Here is a 17,149-nt window from a genome sequence, read left to right as displayed (position 1 = left end):
GCTTCGCTCGCCAAAGCCGGGTTGCGGCTCCCAGCATCCGCGGCGCTTCGCTCGCGTCTTGCTGGCCGCTGCCCCAACAATGACTCCCTGTTTCCGCCACTGGCGGCGGTCGTCATTGTTGCCCCATCGAGGGGGAGCCTTTGGCATGGCGGAAAGGTCTGAGCCATAAAACAAGGAGCATAAAACTTGGAACTCTCTGCTTGCATCGTTGTTTATAACGGCTGCGACGAAGCCCTCCGGGCGGCGCAGACGGTGCTGCAATATACCCGCCGCCACCCGCTGACCCTCTATCTGGTGGACAACGCCAGCCCCGACGGCAGCGGTGCACGGCTGGAAGCCGCCGTCCGGAGCGGCGCTCTGAGCACCCTGCCGGGCCAGCGGGTGGAGGTGCGCTGCCGGAAGGAAAACGGCGGCTTCGGCACCGGCCACAACACCATCCTGCCCGAGCTGACGAGCGATTATCACTTCATCCTGAACCCCGACATCCAGCTCACCGCCGACACCCTCAGCGATCTGGCCGACTGGATGGCCGCCCACCCGGATGCTGTGATGGCCCGGCCGGGGCTGTGCTTCCCGGACGGCCGCACCCAGCATCTGCCCCTGCGGCGCTGCGCCCTCCGGCCGATGGTCTACCGTCAGCTGCCGTTCCTGAAATTCTGGGAAAAATATAACCGCGCCTATCTCATGGAAGGGGAGGACCTGTCAGCCCCCGTGGAGATCGAGTTCTGCACCGGCAGCTTCTCAGCGGTGCGGACGGCAGAGTTCAAGGCTGTGGGCGGCTTTGATGAGCATTACTTCATGTATGTGGAGGATGCGGACCTGACCCAGAAGATGCGCACCAAGGGAAAGGCTTATCTCGTGCCCCAGTACACCGCCATCCATGCATGGCATCGTGCGGCCCACCGCAGCCTCAGGCCCTTTCTGTGGCAGACCGGGAGCCTGCTGCGGTACTTCTTCAAATGGGGGTTCAAGTTCTGAGTCCTTGACAGGCGGCACTGAAACGTCTATAATAAAAACAGCAAAGGCGCTGGCCATACAAACGGCTGGTTCCTTACCTGTTACATTTCAAAAAGAAAAGTAACCGCTTGGGTTGGGGAACTGTGGGCGGTTACTTTTTCTTTTTGTCATTTCTGCCATCATCATGAGAGAGTCTCCATACAATGTCGAACGTGACATGGACGACATCGACCAGCAGCGCCAACAAGCTGACGATGAAAGCCAAAAGCGTGAACAGCTCTACAAGATTCATGTGGCATTCCCTCCCTTCGCCGAAAGCGTCGGGAGTAAACTTCAAAAAGCGCCCTCCCGATGCCTGCTTCGTTCCAGAGAACTAAGTATGCTTTGTCGGTAAGGGATAGCCGCCTGCGTTTGATTGGACAGCGCCTTAGGAGGACAAAATGCCTCCTGCAAAGAGAATAACATAAAACAGCATGGATAGCAAGAGAGCGCCCGCCACAAAATTTTTGAGGCGGGCGCTCTTTCCTTGCTTTTTTTTCGATTTGATAGTAAAATAAGGTGTAATACTATCGCAAGCCTGCACGGTGAGCAGAGTGTATTGCGCAACATTGTTTACAGCGGACGCAGCTCCGCTTTGAATCCATACAGGGCAGGGCGGACACGCCGCCGTGCCTTGTACAAGCTGCACAACTTTTTTATTTCATAATATAAGGAGTGCACAAAATGAAAGGTATCATTCTGGCCGGCGGTGCCGGCACCCGGCTTTATCCGCTTACGATGGTCACCAGCAAGCAGCTGCTGCCCGTCTACGACAAGCCGATGATCTACTATCCTCTGTCCACCCTCATGCTGGCGGGCATTCAGGACATCCTCATCATCTCTACCCCCACCGACACGCCCCGCTTCGAGGCGCTGCTGGGCGATGGCAGCCAGTACGGCATCCATCTGCAATATAAGGTCCAGCCGTCTCCGGACGGTCTGGCGCAGGCCTTTATCCTCGGCGAGGAGTTCATCGGCGACGACTGCTGCGCCATGATCCTCGGCGACAACATCTTCTACGGCAACGGCTTCTCCAAGATCCTGAAGACCGCTGTGGCCAACGCGGAGAACAAGGGCCGCTGCACCGTCTTCGGCTACTATGTGCCGGACCCCGAGCGCTTCGGCATCGTGGAATTCGACGGAAACGGCAAGGTGCTCAGCGTAGAAGAAAAGCCCCAGCACCCCAAGAGCAACTACGCCATCACCGGCCTGTACTTCTACAACAAGGAAGTCGTCCGGATGGCAAAGCAGGTCAAGCCCTCCGCCCGCGGAGAGCTGGAGATCACGACCCTGAACGATATGTACCTCAAGCAGGATGAGCTGGACGTCCAGCTGCTGGGCCGTGGCTTTGCATGGCTGGACACCGGTACGATGGACAGCCTCGTGGAGGCAGCGGACTTTGTGCGGATGATCGAGAAGCGTCAGGGCATCAAGATCAGCGCTCCCGAGGAGATCGCATTCAAGTACGGCTGGATCGACCGCGACACCCTGCTGGAAAGCGCCGAGCGCTACGGCAAGAGTCCCTACGGCCAGCACCTCAAGAATGTGGCTGACGGCAAACTGAAGTATTAAGAGAGGCGGTATCCGCATGAAAATCATTGTTACCGGCTGCAAGGGCCAGCTTGGCACCGAGATCATCAAGCAGCTCCGGGAGGGCCGCAGCGAGCTTGGCCCTCTCCCTGAGAAGCTGATGAACGCCACGGTCATTCCGGTGGACCTGCCGGAGCTGGACATCACCAACTATAAGATGGTGGACGACTTCATCCGCCGCCAGCGCCCGGATGTCATCATCAACTGCGCCGCCTTCACCAACGTGGACGGCTGCGAGGTGAACCATGACGCCGCTTTCAAGGCCAACGCCATCGGCCCCCGCAATCTGGCGCAGGCTGCCACCAAGACCGGCGCACGGCTGGTGCACGTCTCCACCGACTATGTCTTCTCCGGCCGTGAGAACGGCGGCATCCCGCAGGATGAGGCCACCATCCCCGGCCCCATCAGCGCCTACGGCTCCACCAAGCTCATGGGTGAGAAGTACGTCGAGCAGTTCTGCCACCGCCACTTCATCGTCCGCACCGCATGGCTCTACAGCTACTACGGCAAGAACTTCGTCAAGACCATCGTGAACGCGGGCCGAAAGTTCGGCAAGCTGGAGGTCGTCAACGACCAGTGCGGCAACCCCACCAACGCCGTCGATCTGGCCCACGAGATCTTACAGCTCTGCGTCACCCACGAGTACGGCCTGTACCACTGCACCGGCGAGGGCATCTGCTCCTGGTATGATTTCGCGTCTGAGATCATCCGCCTGTCCGGCGTGGACGCTACCGTGGCCCCCTGCACCAGCGAGGAGTACAAGTCGAAGCACCCGGACAGCGCCGACCGCCCCAAGTGGAGCGCTCTGGACAACCGGATGCTCCGCTGCACCGTCGGCAACGATGTCCGCGACTGGAAGGACGCGCTGGCCTGCTTCTTCGAGCACTGGGACGGCGACAACGGGATGAAAGCTTAAATTCAAGAGGAAAATCTGATTATGAAAAAATATCTTATCACCGGCTGTGCCGGTTTTATCGGTTCCAACTTCGTGCATTATATGCTCAAGAAGTACCCTGAAATTTTGCTGGTCAACCTCGACAAGCTGACCTATGCCGGCAACCTTGAGAACCTGAAGGACGTTGAGGGCGACCCCCGCCACGTCTTTGTGCAGGGCGACATCTGCGACAAGGAGCTGGTCGAGAGCCTGTTCGCAAAGTACGATTTCGACTATGTCATCAACTTCGCCGCCGAGAGCCATGTTGACCGCTCCATCAAGAACCCCGAGATCTTCGTCCAGAGCAACGTGATGGGCACCGTCAACCTGCTGCAGCGTGCCAAGGAGGCTTGGTACGACGCCGACGCCAAGACTTGGAAAGAGGGCAAGAAGTATCTGCAGGTGTCCACCGATGAGGTCTACGGCGCTCTGGGTGCCGAGGGCTTCTTCATGGAGACCACCCCGCTGTGCCCCCACAGCCCCTACTCCTCCTCCAAGGCCAGCGCCGATATGTTCGTTATGGCATTCCACGATACCTACGGGATGCCCATCAACATTACCCGCTGCTCCAACAACTACGGCCCCTACCAGTTCCCCGAGAAGCTCATCCCGCTGATGATCAACAACGTCAAGCATCACAAGCAGCTGCCCGTCTACGGCGACGGTATGCAGATCCGCGACTGGCTGTACGTTGAGGACCACTGCAAGGCCATCGACATGGTCTGCAACGGCGGCAAGGTCGGTGAGGTGTACAATGTCGGCGGCCACAACGAGCGCCCCAACATCTTCATCGTCAAGACCATCATCGAGCAGCTCCACGACCGCCTCAAGGACGACGGCATCAGCGAGGACCTCATCAAGCACGTCGCCGACCGTCTGGGCCACGACCGCCGCTACGGCATCGACCCCACCAAGATCAAGAACGATCTGGGCTGGTACCCCGAGACTCCCTTCGAGAAGGGCATCGTCCTGACCATCGACTGGTATCTCGACCACGAGGAGTGGATGGAGCACATCACCAGCGGCAACTACCAGAAATACTACGAGGAAATGTACAAGAATAAGTAACTTCTTGTACATTCGCAAGTGAAAAAAAGAGCACTCCCGTATCGACACGGGAGTGCTCTTTTTTGTATGGAACTGTTTTACGGTGCATTAGAAAAGTGATCCGAACCGCTGGAATGTGGGACTCAGCCGAGACTCACGCCCATCCGGCGGGCGACGGTGAGCAGCTCGCAGCCTTCGGGGACGTTGCGGGTCTTGCCGGCGATGTCCTCGAGGCGGTTGGCGATGACGCGGTTGTTGACCATGGCGACGGTGACGCCGTAGCGCTCCATCTCCACCAACTTGGCGGCGTAGCTGCCGAACTGGGTGGCCAGCACGCGGTCGTAGGCGCTGGGGCTGCCGCCGCGCTGCATATGGCCCGGGATGCAGACGCGGGTCTCCATGCCGGTCTTCTTCTGGACGGCGGCGGCGATGCGGTTGGTGGCGGTGGCACCGTAACCGGCCTCCGTGCGCTTGGCCATCCACTCCTTCCGCTTCATACCGGCCTCTTCGGTGTTGATGGCACCCTCGGCCACGGCGATGATGGAGAAGTTGGAACCCTTGCGGGCGCGGCGCTCGACGGCGCTGCAGACGCGGTCGATGTCATAGGGCATCTCGGGCAGCAGGATGATGTCCGCGCCGCCGGCGATACCGGAGTAGAGGGTCAGCCAGCCGGCCTTGTTGCCCATGATCTCGATGCACATGACGCGGCTGTGGCTGCCGGCAGTGGTGTGGATGCGGTCGATGACCTCGGTGGCGATGTCCACGGCGGTGTGGAAGCCGAAGGTGACGTCGGTGCCGTAGATGTCGTTGTCGATGGTCTTGGGCAGGCCGATGATGTTCAGGCCCTCCTGCGCGAGAAGGTTGGCCGTCTTGTGGGTGCCGTTGCCGCCGAGGCAGAGCAGGCAGTCGAGCTTGGCGTCCTTGTAGGTCTTTTTCATGGCGGCGACCTTGTCGATCTTGTCCTCTTCCACCACGCGCATGAGCTTGAAGGGGGTGCGCTTGGTGCCGAGGATGGTGCCGCCCAGCGTCAGGATGCCGCGGAAATCGTCCTCCGTCATCTCCTTGTAATCGCCGGTGATGAGGCCGTGATAGCCGTTGAGGATGCCCACGATCTCGACGTTCTCGCCGAACCGTGCATACAGGGCCTTTGCCACGCCGCGGATGGTGGCGTTCAGGCCGGGACAGTCGCCGCCGGAGGTCAGGATGCCAACACGTTTTTTCATATTGAATAACCCTCGTTTCTTCCGATTTCAGGAGCAGGTAAATGATACTATAAGAGTATTCCCAAAGGGGGCAGGTGTCAAGAGGCGGGGCCGAAAAAAGCTGTGAAAACGCCGGGGCGGGCGGGGGCGAAAAAACATGAGCAAAAAAATCAAAAAAGTGGTTGACAAATGGGAGAAGAGGCTGTATAATATTCCTCGTCAGCAGCGCTTCGGTGCTGAGGGCGGAACCAAATAGTGGGGATTTGCATAGTGGTAGTGCGGTAGACTCTGACTCTACTTGTGGGAGTTCGATTCTCTCATCCCCAACCAGACCGCAGCCCGTTGGGTTGCGGTATTTTCGGGGCATAGCGCAGTTGGTAGCGCGCCTCGTTCGGGACGAGGAGGCCGTGGGTTCAAATCCCGCTGCTCCGACTGAAAAAGACCGGTACACATTTGTGTGCCGGTCTTTTTCTATCTTCGCAAGGCAGCGGGATTTGAACAGGGCGGCCTTGCGCAGCAAGGCAAGCAATCAGCCCAGTGGGCTGTTGCTTAGCCCGCGGGTCCCAACGGCTAGGAATGTCAACAGTTGGTGACTACCGTACACATTCGTGTACCGGTCTTTTTCTATCTTCGCAAGGCAGTGGGATTTTTAGGTTTCTCTATCTCTTTCCCTGAAAATATGGTAGAATAGTACCACTACGACACAGGGAGGTCTTTCTATGCTCAAACGTCTGCGCAGCGCCCACCCGATGCTCTACTGCCTCGGGGCTGAGGTGCTGTTTCTGGGGATGCTGTTCGTGGCGTCGATGGTGTCGCTTCTGGGGATCTTATTCGTCCTGCGCGACCTCGAGATGGCCGACGACTATCTGCTGACGACCCTGCAGGAGGCGGCAGGCATCCTGACGGCCTGCTTCCTTCTGGCCCGCACCGGGAAGATCGGCCTGCTCCGCCGCCGGGGCAGCGGCTTCTTAAACGGCCTGCTGGTGGGCCTGTACCCCATCGCACTCATCAGCTACAACGCCTATAACACCCTGCTGTTCGGCCGCCCGGAGGGCGATATGCTGCCCGCGTGGCGCATCGTGTGGTTCCTGCTGGGCATGACCAGCGTGGGCGTGGCCGAAGAGTTTCTGTTCCGGGGGGTCATCGCCCAGACCCTGCTTGAGCACTTCGGCACCAGCCGGGGCGGCGTCTGGAAAGCCTGTCTGCTGTCGGGCCTGTACTTCGGCGCGGCCCACCTGACCAACCTCACCGGCAGCGCGCCGCTGGGCGTGCTGATGCAGTGTGTCTTTGCGGCATCGCTGGGCACCCTGCTGGCGGCAGTCTATTTCCGCACCGGCAACATCTGGGTGACGGTGTTCATCCACGCCGCGATGGACATCACCTCCATGCTGGTGGGCGGCTTATACGGCACCCAGTCGGTGGCCGACAGCATCAGCACCTACGACATCACCATGCTGGCGTCGGTGGCGGTCTATCTCATCCCCACAGCGTTCCTGCTGCGGAAAAAGAAGATCGGCGAAGTGGAGCTTTACTTCGGACGGGATGCAGCGTCAGAGAATGCATAAGAAAAAGGAGCCGCGAGGCTCCTTTTTTCGCTATACCTTATTCGTAATCAATGGGCAGCGTGGGCAGGCCGTTCAGCTCCAGCCCGGCGGTATGGCCTGCGATGTACTGGTAATACCCCTGCGCCGCGATCATGGCGCCGTTGTCGCCGCAGAACTTCAGCTCAGGCAGATAGACCTTTGCACCCAGCTTCTGGGCACCGTCGTTGACCAGCTGGCGCAGACGGCCGTTGGCTGCGACGCCGCCCGCGAGGCAGACCTGCTTTGCGCCGGTGTCGGCGGCGGCGAGGAGGAGCTTTTCGGCGAGGATGCCTGCGATGCGCTCCTGAAAGCTGGCCGCAAGGTCGGGCACATGGATCTCAGTGCCCTTCATCTGGGCCTGATTCACCTCGTTCAGCACAGCGGTCTTGAGGCCGGAGAAGCTGACGTTGTATCGGCCCTCGACGTGGGGGACGGGCAGGCGGTAGGCCTTCGGGTCTCCGGTCTTGGCGGCGTTGGCGACGCTGGGGCCGCCGGGATAGGGCAGGCCCAGCGTCCGGGCCACCTTGTCGAAGGCCTCACCGGCGGCATCGTCCACCGTGTGGCCGAGGATGTGGTAGTGGGTGTAGTCCTGTACCTCCACGATGTGGCTGTGTCCACCGGATGCCACAAGGCAGAGGAAGGGCGGCTTCAGCTCGGGGTGGGTGAGGTAAAGGGCCGCGATGTGGCCCCGCAGGTGGTGGACCGGCACCAGGGGTTTGCCCGCCGAGTAGGCGAGGCCTTTGGCGAAGTTGACGCCCACCAGCACCGCGCCGATGAGTCCGGGCGCGAAGGTGACGGCCACGGCGTCCACGTCGTCGATGGTCTTTCCGGCGTCCAGCAGGGCCTTTTTGACGGTGGCGCTGATGAACTCGCAGTGGCGGCGGCTGGCGATCTCGGGCACGACGCCGCCATAAAGCGCCTGTTCCTTGACGCTGGTGGAGATGACGTTGCTCAGCAGATGCCGTCCATCCTCCACCAGAGATGCGGCGGTCTCGTCGCAGGTGGATTCGATTCCTAGAATGATCATGGTCTTAGTGGGCCTCCAGCCAGTTTTTGCCCTGATGCACCTCGGTGCTCAGGGGCACAGCGTAATTGACACAGCCTTCCATCTCTTCTTGTAAGATAGAAGCGGCCTTTGCGGCCTCCGCCTCCGGGGCCTCCACGATGAGTTCGTCGTGGACGGTCAGGATGAGGCGGCTCTCCATCTTCTCGTCCCGCAGACGCCGCCAGACCCGCACCATCGCCAGCTTGATGACGTCGGCGGCAGTGCCCTGAATGGGGGTGTTGCGGGCCATCCGCTCACCGCTGGCCCGGATGTTGTGGTTGTTGCTGGTCAGCTCGGGCAGGGAGCGGCGGCGTCCGAAGAGGGTGGACACATAGCCGCAGGCCCGGGCGTCGGAGATGGTCTTGTCCATATAGCCGCTCACCTTCGGGAAAGTGGCCAGATAGTTTTTCAGGAAGGCGTCGGCCTCCTTGACGCTGACGCCGATGTCCTTCGAGAGGCTGTACGCGCCCTTGCCGTACATGATGCCGAAGTTGATGGCTTTGGCAGAGGAGCGGAGACGGGGCGTGACCTGCTCGAGGGGCAGGTTGTAGATCTTCGCGGCGGTGCTGCGGTGGATGTCCTCGCCGGTCAGGAAGGCCTGCTGCATATGCTCGTCGCCGGTGACGTGGGCGAGGATGCGCAGCTCGATCTGGCTGTAATCGGCGTCCACCAGCACGCAGCCGGGCCGCGCCACAAAGTAGGCGCGGAGCTGGCTGCCCAGCTCGGTGCGGATGGGGATGTTCTGCAGGTTGGGGTTGTCGGAGGAGAGGCGTCCGGTGCGGGCTTCGGTCTGGTTGAAGCGGGTGTGGATGCGCCCATCCTCCGCGATGACTTTCAGAAGACCCTCGACATAGGTGGAGTTGAGCTTCTGGTAGGCGCGGTACTGCAAAATGTCCTCCACCAGCGGGTAGTCCCGCAGGGACTCCAGAGTCTCGGCGTCGGTGGACCAGCCGCGCTGGGTCTTCTTGCCGTGGGGCAGGCCCATGGTGTCGAAGAGCATCTCGCCCAGCTGCTTGGGGCTGTTGGGGTTGAAGCTGGCGCTGCCTGTCTCCATATGGATGCGGGTGAGGACGTCTTCCAGCTCGGCCCGCATTTTCACGCCGAACTTCTCGATGCCCTCCCGGTCCACGAGGATGCCGATGCGGGTCATGTCGGCCAGCACCTGTGCCAGCGGGAACTCGATGTCGTTGTAGAGCGCGTCCTCGCCCAGCGCGGTGATCTCCGCCTTCATCTTGGCGAAGAGGTCGGCCAGAGCACCGGCGTCCGGCCATGCCTCACAGGTGAAGGCAGCGTCGGCGCGGTAGCGGATGATCAGCTCGGAGAGGTTGTACTTCGAGGCCGAGGCGTCCAGCAGATACGCCGCCAGCTTGCCGTCCCAGACGATGCTGCTGCCCCAGCCGCCCGCCGCCATCGCACGGGCGTAGAGAGGGGCGCTGTCGAAGACGTCGAGGGTGACGTCCGCGTTGTCCAGCAGGCGGAGGAGGTCGTCGGCCTCCAGCGGGAAGACGGTCCTGTCCTGCACGGCATACCATGCGGCAGGCTGCAACTCCACGATGCGGGTGCCCTGCTTTCCCATGACGGCAGGCCGGGCCGCCACGAGGTAATGGCCCTTTGGCTCTGCGGGCAGAGCGGCGATCCCGGCCTCCGGCAGCGGCCCGGCGCTGGCCTTGGCCGGGTCTGCAGCAGGCGCGACGTCGCTGAGGCCGAAGCGGGTGATGAGGGAGTGCAGCTCCAGCTCCTGCATCAGCCGGACGGCCTCGGCCTTGTTGCCCTCACCCACGACATACGCACCTTCGGCGGTGTCGATGGGGGCGTCGGTGCGGATGGTGCCCAGCGTGTAGCTCAGCTCAGCCATCGCCCGGTCCTCGGCCAGATGCTCCCGCTGCTTGGGCTTGATGGTCTTGTCGGCGGTGTCGTCGAGGTGGGAGTAGACCCCTGCGAGGCTGCCGTATTTCTGGATGAGGGTGACGGCGCTCTTCTCACCGATGCCCTTGACGCCCGGGATGTTGTCGGAGGCGTCGCCCATCAGGCTCTTGATGTCGATGAGCTGGCGGGGGGAGACGCCGTATTTCTCCTTCACGGCCTCCACGTCCATGGTGACGGTCTTGCTGCGGCCCATGGCGGTGGTGGCCAGCAGGACGGTGGTGGTGTCGCTGACCAGCTGCAGGCTGTCCCGGTCTCCGGTGGCGAGGAAGCAGTCGTCGCTGCGGGCGGCGCAGGCGGCGGACAGGGTGCCGAGGATGTCGTCGGCCTCCCAGCCCTCCGCCGTCACCTCGCGGTAGCCCAGCGCAGCCAGAAGCTCTTTCAGCACTGGCATCTGTGCAGCCAGCTCGTCGGGCATCTTGTGGCGGGTGGCCTTGTAGCCGTCGTACATTTTGTGGCGGAAGGTGGGGGCCTTGAGGTCGAAGGCCACGGCCACCTCGTCGGGGTCACATTCCTTGAGCAGGGAGAGCAGGATATTCAGAAAGCCGAAAATGGCGTTGGTGTAGCGGCCGTCCTTGGTGGTCAGCAGCTTGATGCCGTAAAAGGCACGGTTGGCGATGCTGTTGCCGTCGATGACCAGTAAACGCATAGCTTGTGGTCCTCCATTCCATAATTTCACATCTTATAGTATAGCACAAAATAAGGCGGATGGGGGAGGGATTACGCAAAAAAAGCCTCTCCCTTTGGGAGAGGTGTCACCGAAGGTGACGGAGAGGGCAAGGACGCTGACGGAGAAGAATGGACAGAGTGATAGTTTCGCTCTGACAAAGAATCTGCTTATCGCTGCGCAGTGCTTCTGTCGTAGCAGCTTTGCCCTCTCAGTCATCGCTGCGCGATGCCAGCTCTCCCAAAGGGAGAGCCTTTAGGTCACTCCACCCTTATCGCCCCCACGGGGCAGGCGTTGGCGGCGTCTACGGCCAGCGGGACTTCGTCGGGCGGGATGTCGCCGGGGATGGCGACGGCCAGCGTGCCCTCCATCTGGTACACGCCGGGGCAAAGCCCGGCGCACTGGGTGCAGCCGATGCAGAGTTCAGGGTCTACGAAAGCTTTCATAAAAAGCACCTCCCATGCATTCACGCAGAGCGTGTTGAAAGCAGTTTGGGCCGGGTGGGGGCAAAATATGCGCGCAGGTATAGGCTTTCGGGCGCAGATATGCTACAATAGAACAGAATCAACAGGAGGGTAAGACCATGAACATCCAGATCTTCGGCACCACCAAGTGCTTCGATACCAAAAAGGCGCAACGCTATTTCAAGGAGCGCGGCATCAAATTCCAGATGATCGACCTGAAAGAAAAAGAGATGAGCCGGGGCGAGTTCGAGAATGTGTCCCGGGCGCTGGGCGGCTGGCAGGCGCTGGTGAATCCCAACGCCAAGGACAAGCAGACGCTGGCGCTGCTGGACGCGCTGGTGGATTGGCAGAAGGAAGACAAGCTCTTTGAGAACCAGCAGCTGTTCCGCACCCCCATCGTCCGCAACGGCCGTCAGGCCACCGTGGGCTACCAGCCCGACGTCTGGAAAAGCTGGGATTGAGAAGCTGTTTTCATAACCATTGCGCACCATCTGGGCGGTCTTTTCGCTGGCATACTGCGTTGTTTTCCCTTGCAATCCGCCAAGGATTGCTGCGGAAAATCGCCTTGTCTGCCGGCGAAAAGCTTCGCCCATCTGGCACACTCTGGCTATAAAAACAGCTTCTGAGGCAGTTTCACCAAAATAACACCGGCGGGGTTTTGCACCCTGCTCAGGAATGTGGTATACTGTTTCTATCTGAAAAGTGCAATAACGCAGGAGACGATAATCATATGAAGATGGAAATGACCCCGGAAGAACACGCCCGGCTCCACCGCCGCCGCGGCCGTCAGGCCCTCGGGCTGCTCATCGCCGTGCTGGTGCTCATCGGTACGCTGACGGTGCTGCACGCAGGTGTGAGCGCTGTGGCAAAGCTGTTCGACGACACCGCCCAGCGGCAGGAATACGAAGATAAGCTGGAGGGCCTTGTGCTGTTCGACCCGGTGCCCTTCGACGGCATCGAGAACATCGACGACCTGACCCTCCGCGAAGCCGCAGTCTGGGGCTGCGTGTACAGCATTCAGGAGACGCAGGGCGGTTTCGAGGGCTACAACACCGACCCCGATACCGAACAGCTGCTCATCCCGTCGGTGGACGTGGACGCCTACCTTGCAAAGCTCGTAGGCCCCAGCTTCCGCATGACCCATAAGACGTTCGAGATGGAGGATATGACCATCGAGTTCGACGACGCCACCCAGTGCTACAAGATCCCCATCACCGGCGGCGTGGGCAGCTACCGCGCCACCGTTACCAAGCTGTTCAAAAAGGGCGGCCTTCTCCACGTCACCGTGGGCTACATCCCCACCCAGAACGCGGACGACAGCATCCTCGTCACAAATTCGGACACGCCGACCAAGTACATGGACTACCTCTTCAGCCGTCAGAGCGGCAGCTGGTATCTCACCGGCCTGACCGAGAGCGAGACGAAGCCGGAGCAGACGGCGGCATCTGCCGCCAGCCAGCCCGCACCGATGGCGGACAGCGATGTGGAGGATGCCATCCTCGCTACCGGCGGCGAGGCCCCGGCAAGCTCCGCAGCGGCCTCTGCGGAGGCCGCTGCGGAAGCCGAGCCACAGGCCGAGAGCGCAGCCAGCCCGGCGGCGTAAAGACGCAGAAGAAAATCCCATGTCTGTACCATACGGTATCGGACATGGGATTTTTGTGTACAGAAGTATTCTTTTGTCGGAACGTGTGGTATACTCGGCTTAGTTCAACAAATCGGAATTTGGAGGCTATTGGAAATGACTGAAAGAGAAAAAATGCTAAGTGGGAAGTTATACGATCCAACGGATAAAGAATTGGAGCAATTACGCCTGAACGCACGTAAATTGGCAAGAAAATACAATTCGACAGATGAAGATCAGCCAGAAGAGCAAGCACAGATATTGCAAAAATTACTGCCAACAACAGAGGAGCTTCCGTATTTGCAGGCGCCTGTTTATTTTGATTATGGATGTAATACTTACTTCGGAAAATTCAGCTCTGCTAATTTTAATTTTACATGTTTGGATGTATGCGAAATACATATAGGCGATAATGTGATGATTGGTCCCAATGTTACATTGGCAACTCCTATGCATCCATTGTTACCTGAAGAACGCAATGTCCGAAAGAGAGAAGATGGAAGTTTTTATAATCTTGAATATGCGAAGCCAATCACTATAAAAGATAATTGCTGGCTGGCATCTAATGTGGTTGTTTGCGGTGGTGTCACCATAGGAGAAGGGTGTGTGATTGGTGCAGGAAGCGTTGTAACAAGAGATATTCCACCCTATAGTCTGGCAGCGGGAAATCCATGCCGGGTTATTCGCAAGATAACTGAGAAAGATCATATGCCAGACGGAATTGAAAAGAATTGAAAAATTCCAGTTTGTATGAGTAAGCCCGCCCCTGCTGTGGCTTTCACAGTGGGGCGGGCTTATTGTTATTTCAGATCAAATCTCACGACCACCAGCCGGTACCACAGATAGGGTACCATGTTCCAGATCATCCACAGTTCCATGAGGATGTAGTTGGGCAGGTCACACAGGCGGAAGGGGCGCTTGCCGAGGCGGCCGCTTCGGAGCAGGTCGAAGGCCTCGTGCATCCCCTTGTCCCATGCTTCGCCGAAGCCCTGCTTGTGGAACTTGTAGCACTTGAGCAGATAGCCCAGCGCCAGCGGGATGAAGTTGAGGAGGAGCATCAGAAGAGGCTCGTTTTTGAGGGGGAGGAGGATGCTGTTCCGGCCGCTCTGCTGGCTCTTGAAGGCGTTGTACCGCACCGCGCCGGTGCTGGCCCCGCAGATGTGGTAGCACTTGGCTGTGGGGCAGAGGATGTTTTTGTAGCCCGCGTTGTTGGCCCGCCAGCTGAGGTCTACGTCCTCGAAGTAGGCGAAGAAATTCTCATCAAAGACGCCGATCTCGTCGAGGATGCTCTTGCGGTAGAGGGCCGCGCCGCCGCAGGCCGAGAAGATGCGCTTCTGTCTGGTGTACCGGCTGGCCCGGCGTCCGTCGCCGGTCTTGCAGGCAAAGCCCATCCATGTGACGTAGTCGCCGGCGTCGTCGGCCAGCTCCCGGTCGAAGTGGCGGATCATAAGGCTCTGGACGGCAAAGATCTTCTCGTCGCTCTCGGCGGCGCGGAGCAGCTCGGCCAGCCACTGAGGCTCGGCAAAGGCATCGTTGTTGAACAGCACCACGAACTCGCTCTTCGCCCGGGCGATGCCCTGATTCACGGCATGGGAGAAGCCGGTGTTGCAGCCGTTCTCGATGAGGGTGAAGTTGGGCCGGCTGCAATAGCTGCGGGCCTGCTCGAGGCTCTCGTCGGTGGAGCCGTTGTCCACCACGATGAGTTCGAAATCCTGTTCGGTCTGGGCGTAGACCGACTCGATGGAGTCTTTGAGCCAGCCTTTGCCGTTGATGTTGGGGATGATGATGGTCGCTTTCATAGTTTTCTGTGCTCCTGCGCATGTTCCTTTAGCATACAAGAGATAGTATAGCATATTTTGCAGGGATTGGAAATTCCCCTCTTGACAAAAAAACAAAAACGAGTATTATTGTATTAAGCGCTTAACACAACAACACAAGGAGATGAGAGGATGGGAGAACGATTCGACACGAGCCGCCCCATTTATGCGCAGATCGTGGAACGTCTCAAGGCAAAGATACTGGCGGGGGTCTATCCGCCCGGCGGGCATCTGGACTCGGTGCGTGATCTGGCGGCGGCAGCGGGGGTCAACCCCAACACCATGCAGCGGGCGCTGGCCCAGCTGGAAACGGAGGGCCTCGTCCGCACCGAGCGGACAACGGGCCGCTTCGTCACCGAGGACACCGCTTTATTGGAAAAGCTGCGGGACGAGATGGCCCGGGCTGTGACCGCTGAATATCTGGAAAAAATGCGCGGCATCGGCTACGGCCCGGCACAGGCCGCCGCGCTGGTAACGGGCTGGGAAACAAAGGAGAGTGAACGGAATGAGTGAACTTCTGACCTGTGAGGGACTGACGAAATCCTACCAGAAAGGGACGAACGCCCTCGACAGCATCGACCTGCACATCGGCTTTGGCCGCATCGTGGGCCTGCTCGGCCCCAACGGCAGCGGCAAGACCACCCTCATCAAGCTGGCGAACGGCCTTTTGCAGCCCACGGCGGGAAGCATCAAAGTGGCGGGCATGGCTCCCGGCCCGGATACCAAGGCCATCGTCTCCTATCTGCCGGACGCCCAGTGGCTGCCCGACTGGATGCGGGTGGAGCAGCTGGTGGAGATGTTCCGGGATTTTTACGCCGACTTCGACACCGCAAAGGCCAGTGAGATGCTGGAAAAGCTGGAGCTTTCGCCCAAAGCCATCCTCAAGAGCCTCTCGAAGGGAAACAAGGAGAAGGTCCAGCTCATCCTCGCCATGAGCCGGAACGCCCGGCTCTATCTGCTGGATGAACCCATCGGCGGCGTGGACCCGGCGGCACGGGATTACATCCTGAACACCATCCTCACCAACTACAGCCGGGATGCCTCGGTCATCCTCTCCACCCACCTCATCGAGGATGTGGAGCCGGTGCTGGACGAGGCGGTGTTCCTGAAAAACGGAAAAGTCTTCGCCCATCGGTCGGTGGAGGAACTCCGTGAGACTGAGGGCATGAGCGTGGATGCGTATTTCCGGGAGGTATTCAAATGCTGAAAAAATTACTGAAACATGAGTTCCGGGCCACGGCCCGCACCTACGGCGGGCTGTATCTGGCTCTGCTGGCGGTGTCGGTGCTGTTTGGTGCCTCGATCCGGGGCTGGAACGGCACAAACAGCGACGCCTATTCTACCGCCGTGGGCCTGCTGAGTCTTGCGTACACGGCGGTCCTCATCGGCACGGCAGTCGTCACCGTCATGACCATCGTGCAGCGGTTCTACGGCAACTTGCTGGGCCGGGAGGGCTATCTGATGCATACCCTGCCGGTGACGGAGGCTCAGCTCGTGGGGGCAAAGCTCATTTCGGGCACGGTGTGGAGCGTGTGCAGCATCTTTGCGGCGGGCCTCTCCTTCGGCATTCTGGCCATCCTGATGATGGCGGAGATAGACCTGCTCGACCAGCTGCCGTGGATGCTGTCGCAGCTCCGGGAGGCATTTGCGCGGTACGACATGGCGTTCTGGGAGACGATGCTCTTCAGCGGCCTCGTCTGCTTCGTGCGGATGGTCAGTGCCATCGCCTGCATCTATGCCGCCTGCATGGTGGGCCATCAGTTCAAGAGCCACCCTGCGCTGGCGGGCATCCTGAGCTTTTTCGGGATGCAGTACGTTCAGGGCTGGATCGAAAAGCTGCTGCGTGTGGGTGCCAGAGTCTATGAGACGGCCCTCTATACCGTCGTGGGCGATGCCGGAAGCATCCAGACCACCCTCTCTGCGCAGGGCTTCATGGGCTGCGCGGCCCTCACGCTGGGCATCGCGGCAGCGTTCGGGGTGTTCTGGTTCGGGCTGACGGTCTGGCTGATGCGAAACAGGCTCAACATGGAGTGACACAGCGTGAAAAATCTGACGGAAAATTTGAGATTTCCTCTTGACTTTACACGGATAAAGTGTATAATGCAATCAAACCGATGAGGCGGAAGAGAACCTGCACAGCGCATCTTCAGTGAACCCGGACAGTGAAAACGGGTGAGAGCGGGGCAGAGATTCGTGGGCCGCCGAGGGCCGGGCAAATGAGGCAGAGCCTCTAGTAGCTTGGGACGGAAGCCTCCGTTAC

Annotated in this window: 18 protein-coding genes and 2 tRNA genes; 13 read left to right on the top strand and 7 right to left on the bottom strand. The window is 59.8% G+C overall.

The features are described 5' to 3' along the window. Positions 1-186 precede the first annotated feature (186 nt). Positions 187-978: a glycosyltransferase gene (locus MTP38_RS10895; protein WP_249233563.1), complete on the top strand. Its 792-nt coding sequence runs from the start codon at positions 187-189 to the stop codon at positions 976-978. Positions 979-1,108: 130 nt separating this feature from the next. Here MTP38_RS10895 and MTP38_RS10890 read toward each other — a convergent pair whose 3' ends face one another. Then, on the bottom strand, positions 1,109-1,249 hold the full coding sequence (locus tag MTP38_RS10890) for a hypothetical protein (RefSeq protein WP_249233562.1): 141 nt from the start codon (positions 1,247-1,249) through the stop codon (positions 1,109-1,111). Between the two features lie 135 nt (positions 1,250-1,384). Next, the gene (locus MTP38_RS10885; RefSeq protein WP_249233561.1) at positions 1,385-1,645 is read right to left on the bottom strand and encodes a hypothetical protein; all 261 of its coding nucleotides are present in this window, start codon (positions 1,643-1,645) and stop codon (positions 1,385-1,387) included. Between the two features lie 35 nt (positions 1,646-1,680). Here MTP38_RS10885 and rfbA point away from each other — a divergent pair, with 35 nt between their 5' ends. Genes rfbA through rfbB form a run of 3 tightly spaced genes read left to right on the top strand, consistent with a single transcriptional unit; the run spans position 1,681 to position 4,588 of the window. Continuing rightward, positions 1,681-2,568, top strand: coding sequence for a glucose-1-phosphate thymidylyltransferase RfbA (rfbA, locus tag MTP38_RS10880; protein ID WP_227620545.1), 888 nt, complete (start codon positions 1,681-1,683; stop codon positions 2,566-2,568). Between the two features lie 16 nt (positions 2,569-2,584). Further along, positions 2,585-3,502 carry a dTDP-4-dehydrorhamnose reductase gene (gene rfbD, locus MTP38_RS10875; RefSeq protein WP_249233560.1) on the top strand — a complete coding sequence of 306 codons (918 nt, stop codon included), beginning with the start codon at positions 2,585-2,587 and terminating at the stop codon, positions 3,500-3,502. 21 nt (positions 3,503-3,523) lie between these two features. Then, positions 3,524-4,588 (top strand): dTDP-glucose 4,6-dehydratase, encoded by a 1,065-nt coding sequence (gene rfbB, locus MTP38_RS10870; protein WP_158395064.1) that lies wholly within the window; start codon positions 3,524-3,526, stop codon positions 4,586-4,588. A gap of 122 nt (positions 4,589-4,710) precedes the next feature. Here rfbB and MTP38_RS10865 read toward each other — a convergent pair whose 3' ends face one another. Further along, the gene (locus MTP38_RS10865; protein WP_227620539.1) at positions 4,711-5,790 is read right to left on the bottom strand and encodes a 6-phosphofructokinase; all 1,080 of its coding nucleotides are present in this window, start codon (positions 5,788-5,790) and stop codon (positions 4,711-4,713) included. Between the two features lie 235 nt (positions 5,791-6,025). On the opposite strand from MTP38_RS10865, the gene MTP38_RS10860 reads away from it, so the two are divergent. The 3 genes from MTP38_RS10860 to MTP38_RS10850 all read left to right on the top strand — a co-directional run bounded on the left by MTP38_RS10860 (position 6,026) and on the right by MTP38_RS10850 (position 7,334). Next, positions 6,026-6,099, top strand: a tRNA-Gln gene (locus tag MTP38_RS10860). Between the two features lie 29 nt (positions 6,100-6,128). Continuing rightward, a tRNA-Pro gene (locus MTP38_RS10855) sits at positions 6,129-6,201 on the top strand. A 287-nt stretch (positions 6,202-6,488) separates the two neighbouring features. Beyond that, complete coding sequence (locus tag MTP38_RS10850) at positions 6,489-7,334, top strand: CPBP family intramembrane glutamic endopeptidase (protein WP_249233559.1); 846 nt, start codon at positions 6,489-6,491, stop codon at positions 7,332-7,334. Positions 7,335-7,371: 37 nt separating this feature from the next. Here MTP38_RS10850 and tsaD read toward each other — a convergent pair whose 3' ends face one another. The 3 genes from tsaD to MTP38_RS10835 all read right to left on the bottom strand — a co-directional run bounded on the left by tsaD (position 7,372) and on the right by MTP38_RS10835 (position 11,433). Continuing rightward, positions 7,372-8,379, bottom strand: a complete 1,008-nt coding sequence (gene tsaD / locus MTP38_RS10845; RefSeq protein WP_249233558.1) for a tRNA (adenosine(37)-N6)-threonylcarbamoyltransferase complex transferase subunit TsaD — start codon at positions 8,377-8,379, stop codon at positions 7,372-7,374. A gap of 4 nt (positions 8,380-8,383) precedes the next feature. After that, on the bottom strand, positions 8,384-10,969 hold the full coding sequence (gene polA, locus MTP38_RS10840; RefSeq protein ID WP_249233557.1) for a DNA polymerase I: 2,586 nt from the start codon (positions 10,967-10,969) through the stop codon (positions 8,384-8,386). Between the two features lie 278 nt (positions 10,970-11,247). Continuing rightward, a complete protein-coding gene (locus MTP38_RS10835) occupies positions 11,248-11,433 on the bottom strand; it encodes a ferredoxin (RefSeq protein WP_227620535.1) in 186 nt (61 codons plus the stop codon). A gap of 137 nt (positions 11,434-11,570) precedes the next feature. On the opposite strand from MTP38_RS10835, the gene MTP38_RS10830 reads away from it, so the two are divergent. From MTP38_RS10830 to MTP38_RS10820, 3 genes are all read left to right on the top strand, one after another. Next, the gene (locus tag MTP38_RS10830; protein WP_249233556.1) at positions 11,571-11,912 is read left to right on the top strand and encodes an arsenate reductase family protein; all 342 of its coding nucleotides are present in this window, start codon (positions 11,571-11,573) and stop codon (positions 11,910-11,912) included. Between the two features lie 269 nt (positions 11,913-12,181). After that, a complete protein-coding gene (locus tag MTP38_RS10825; RefSeq protein ID WP_249233555.1) occupies positions 12,182-13,054 on the top strand; it encodes an Ice-structuring protein in 873 nt (290 codons plus the stop codon). A 135-nt stretch (positions 13,055-13,189) separates the two neighbouring features. After that, entirely contained in the window at positions 13,190-13,807 is a 618-nt protein-coding gene (locus MTP38_RS10820; protein WP_249233554.1) for a sugar O-acetyltransferase, read from the top strand. A gap of 65 nt (positions 13,808-13,872) precedes the next feature. Here the strand turns inward: MTP38_RS10820 and MTP38_RS10815 are convergent, their stop codons facing one another. Then, a complete protein-coding gene (locus tag MTP38_RS10815; protein ID WP_249233553.1) occupies positions 13,873-14,871 on the bottom strand; it encodes a glycosyltransferase family 2 protein in 999 nt (332 codons plus the stop codon). A 150-nt stretch (positions 14,872-15,021) separates the two neighbouring features. Between MTP38_RS10815 and MTP38_RS10810 the strand changes: the two genes are divergently transcribed. Genes MTP38_RS10810 through MTP38_RS10800 form a run of 3 tightly spaced genes read left to right on the top strand, consistent with a single transcriptional unit; the run spans position 15,022 to position 16,923 of the window. After that, positions 15,022-15,402: a GntR family transcriptional regulator gene (locus MTP38_RS10810; RefSeq protein WP_249233552.1), complete on the top strand. Its 381-nt coding sequence runs from the start codon at positions 15,022-15,024 to the stop codon at positions 15,400-15,402. Next, entirely contained in the window at positions 15,395-16,096 is a 702-nt protein-coding gene (locus MTP38_RS10805; RefSeq protein WP_227620525.1) for an ABC transporter ATP-binding protein, read from the top strand. Before MTP38_RS10810 ends, MTP38_RS10805 begins: the two co-directional genes overlap by 8 nt. Then, positions 16,090-16,923, top strand: coding sequence for a hypothetical protein (locus tag MTP38_RS10800; RefSeq protein WP_227620523.1), 834 nt, complete (start codon positions 16,090-16,092; stop codon positions 16,921-16,923). Before MTP38_RS10805 ends, MTP38_RS10800 begins: the two co-directional genes overlap by 7 nt. Positions 16,924-17,149 lie beyond the last annotated feature (226 nt).

The organism is Faecalibacterium sp. I3-3-89, assembly GCF_023347275.1.
GTDB classification, from domain to species: Bacteria; Bacillota; Clostridia; order Oscillospirales; family Ruminococcaceae; genus Faecalibacterium; species Faecalibacterium butyricigenerans.
This window is presented reverse-complemented; position numbering and strand designations above follow the sequence as displayed.

Bases quoted from the DNA above. Each gene is read 5' to 3' on its own strand.
- MTP38_RS10850 (WP_249233559.1), top strand. From the start codon at position 6,489: ATGCTCAAACGTCTGCGCAGCGCCCACCCGATGCTCTACTGCCTCGGG.
- MTP38_RS10800 (WP_227620523.1), top strand. From the start codon at position 16,090: ATGCTGAAAAAATTACTGAAACATGAGTTCCGGGCCACGGCCCGCACC.
- MTP38_RS10890 (WP_249233562.1), bottom strand. From the start codon at position 1,249: ATGAATCTTGTAGAGCTGTTCACGCTTTTGGCTTTCATCGTCAGCTTG.
- polA (WP_249233557.1), bottom strand. From the start codon at position 10,969: ATGCGTTTACTGGTCATCGACGGCAACAGCATCGCCAACCGTGCCTTT.
- rfbB (WP_158395064.1), top strand. From the start codon at position 3,524: ATGAAAAAATATCTTATCACCGGCTGTGCCGGTTTTATCGGTTCCAAC.
- tsaD (WP_249233558.1), bottom strand. From the start codon at position 8,379: ATGATCATTCTAGGAATCGAATCCACCTGCGACGAGACCGCCGCATCT.
- MTP38_RS10825 (WP_249233555.1), top strand. From the start codon at position 12,182: ATGAAGATGGAAATGACCCCGGAAGAACACGCCCGGCTCCACCGCCGC.
- MTP38_RS10830 (WP_249233556.1), top strand. From the start codon at position 11,571: ATGAACATCCAGATCTTCGGCACCACCAAGTGCTTCGATACCAAAAAG.
- MTP38_RS10820 (WP_249233554.1), top strand. From the start codon at position 13,190: ATGACTGAAAGAGAAAAAATGCTAAGTGGGAAGTTATACGATCCAACG.
- MTP38_RS10835 (WP_227620535.1), bottom strand. From the start codon at position 11,433: ATGAAAGCTTTCGTAGACCCTGAACTCTGCATCGGCTGCACCCAGTGC.
- MTP38_RS10815 (WP_249233553.1), bottom strand. From the start codon at position 14,871: ATGAAAGCGACCATCATCATCCCCAACATCAACGGCAAAGGCTGGCTC.
- MTP38_RS10805 (WP_227620525.1), top strand. From the start codon at position 15,395: ATGAGTGAACTTCTGACCTGTGAGGGACTGACGAAATCCTACCAGAAA.
- rfbA (WP_227620545.1), top strand. From the start codon at position 1,681: ATGAAAGGTATCATTCTGGCCGGCGGTGCCGGCACCCGGCTTTATCCG.
- MTP38_RS10810 (WP_249233552.1), top strand. From the start codon at position 15,022: ATGGGAGAACGATTCGACACGAGCCGCCCCATTTATGCGCAGATCGTG.
- MTP38_RS10865 (WP_227620539.1), bottom strand. From the start codon at position 5,790: ATGAAAAAACGTGTTGGCATCCTGACCTCCGGCGGCGACTGTCCCGGC.
- rfbD (WP_249233560.1), top strand. From the start codon at position 2,585: ATGAAAATCATTGTTACCGGCTGCAAGGGCCAGCTTGGCACCGAGATC.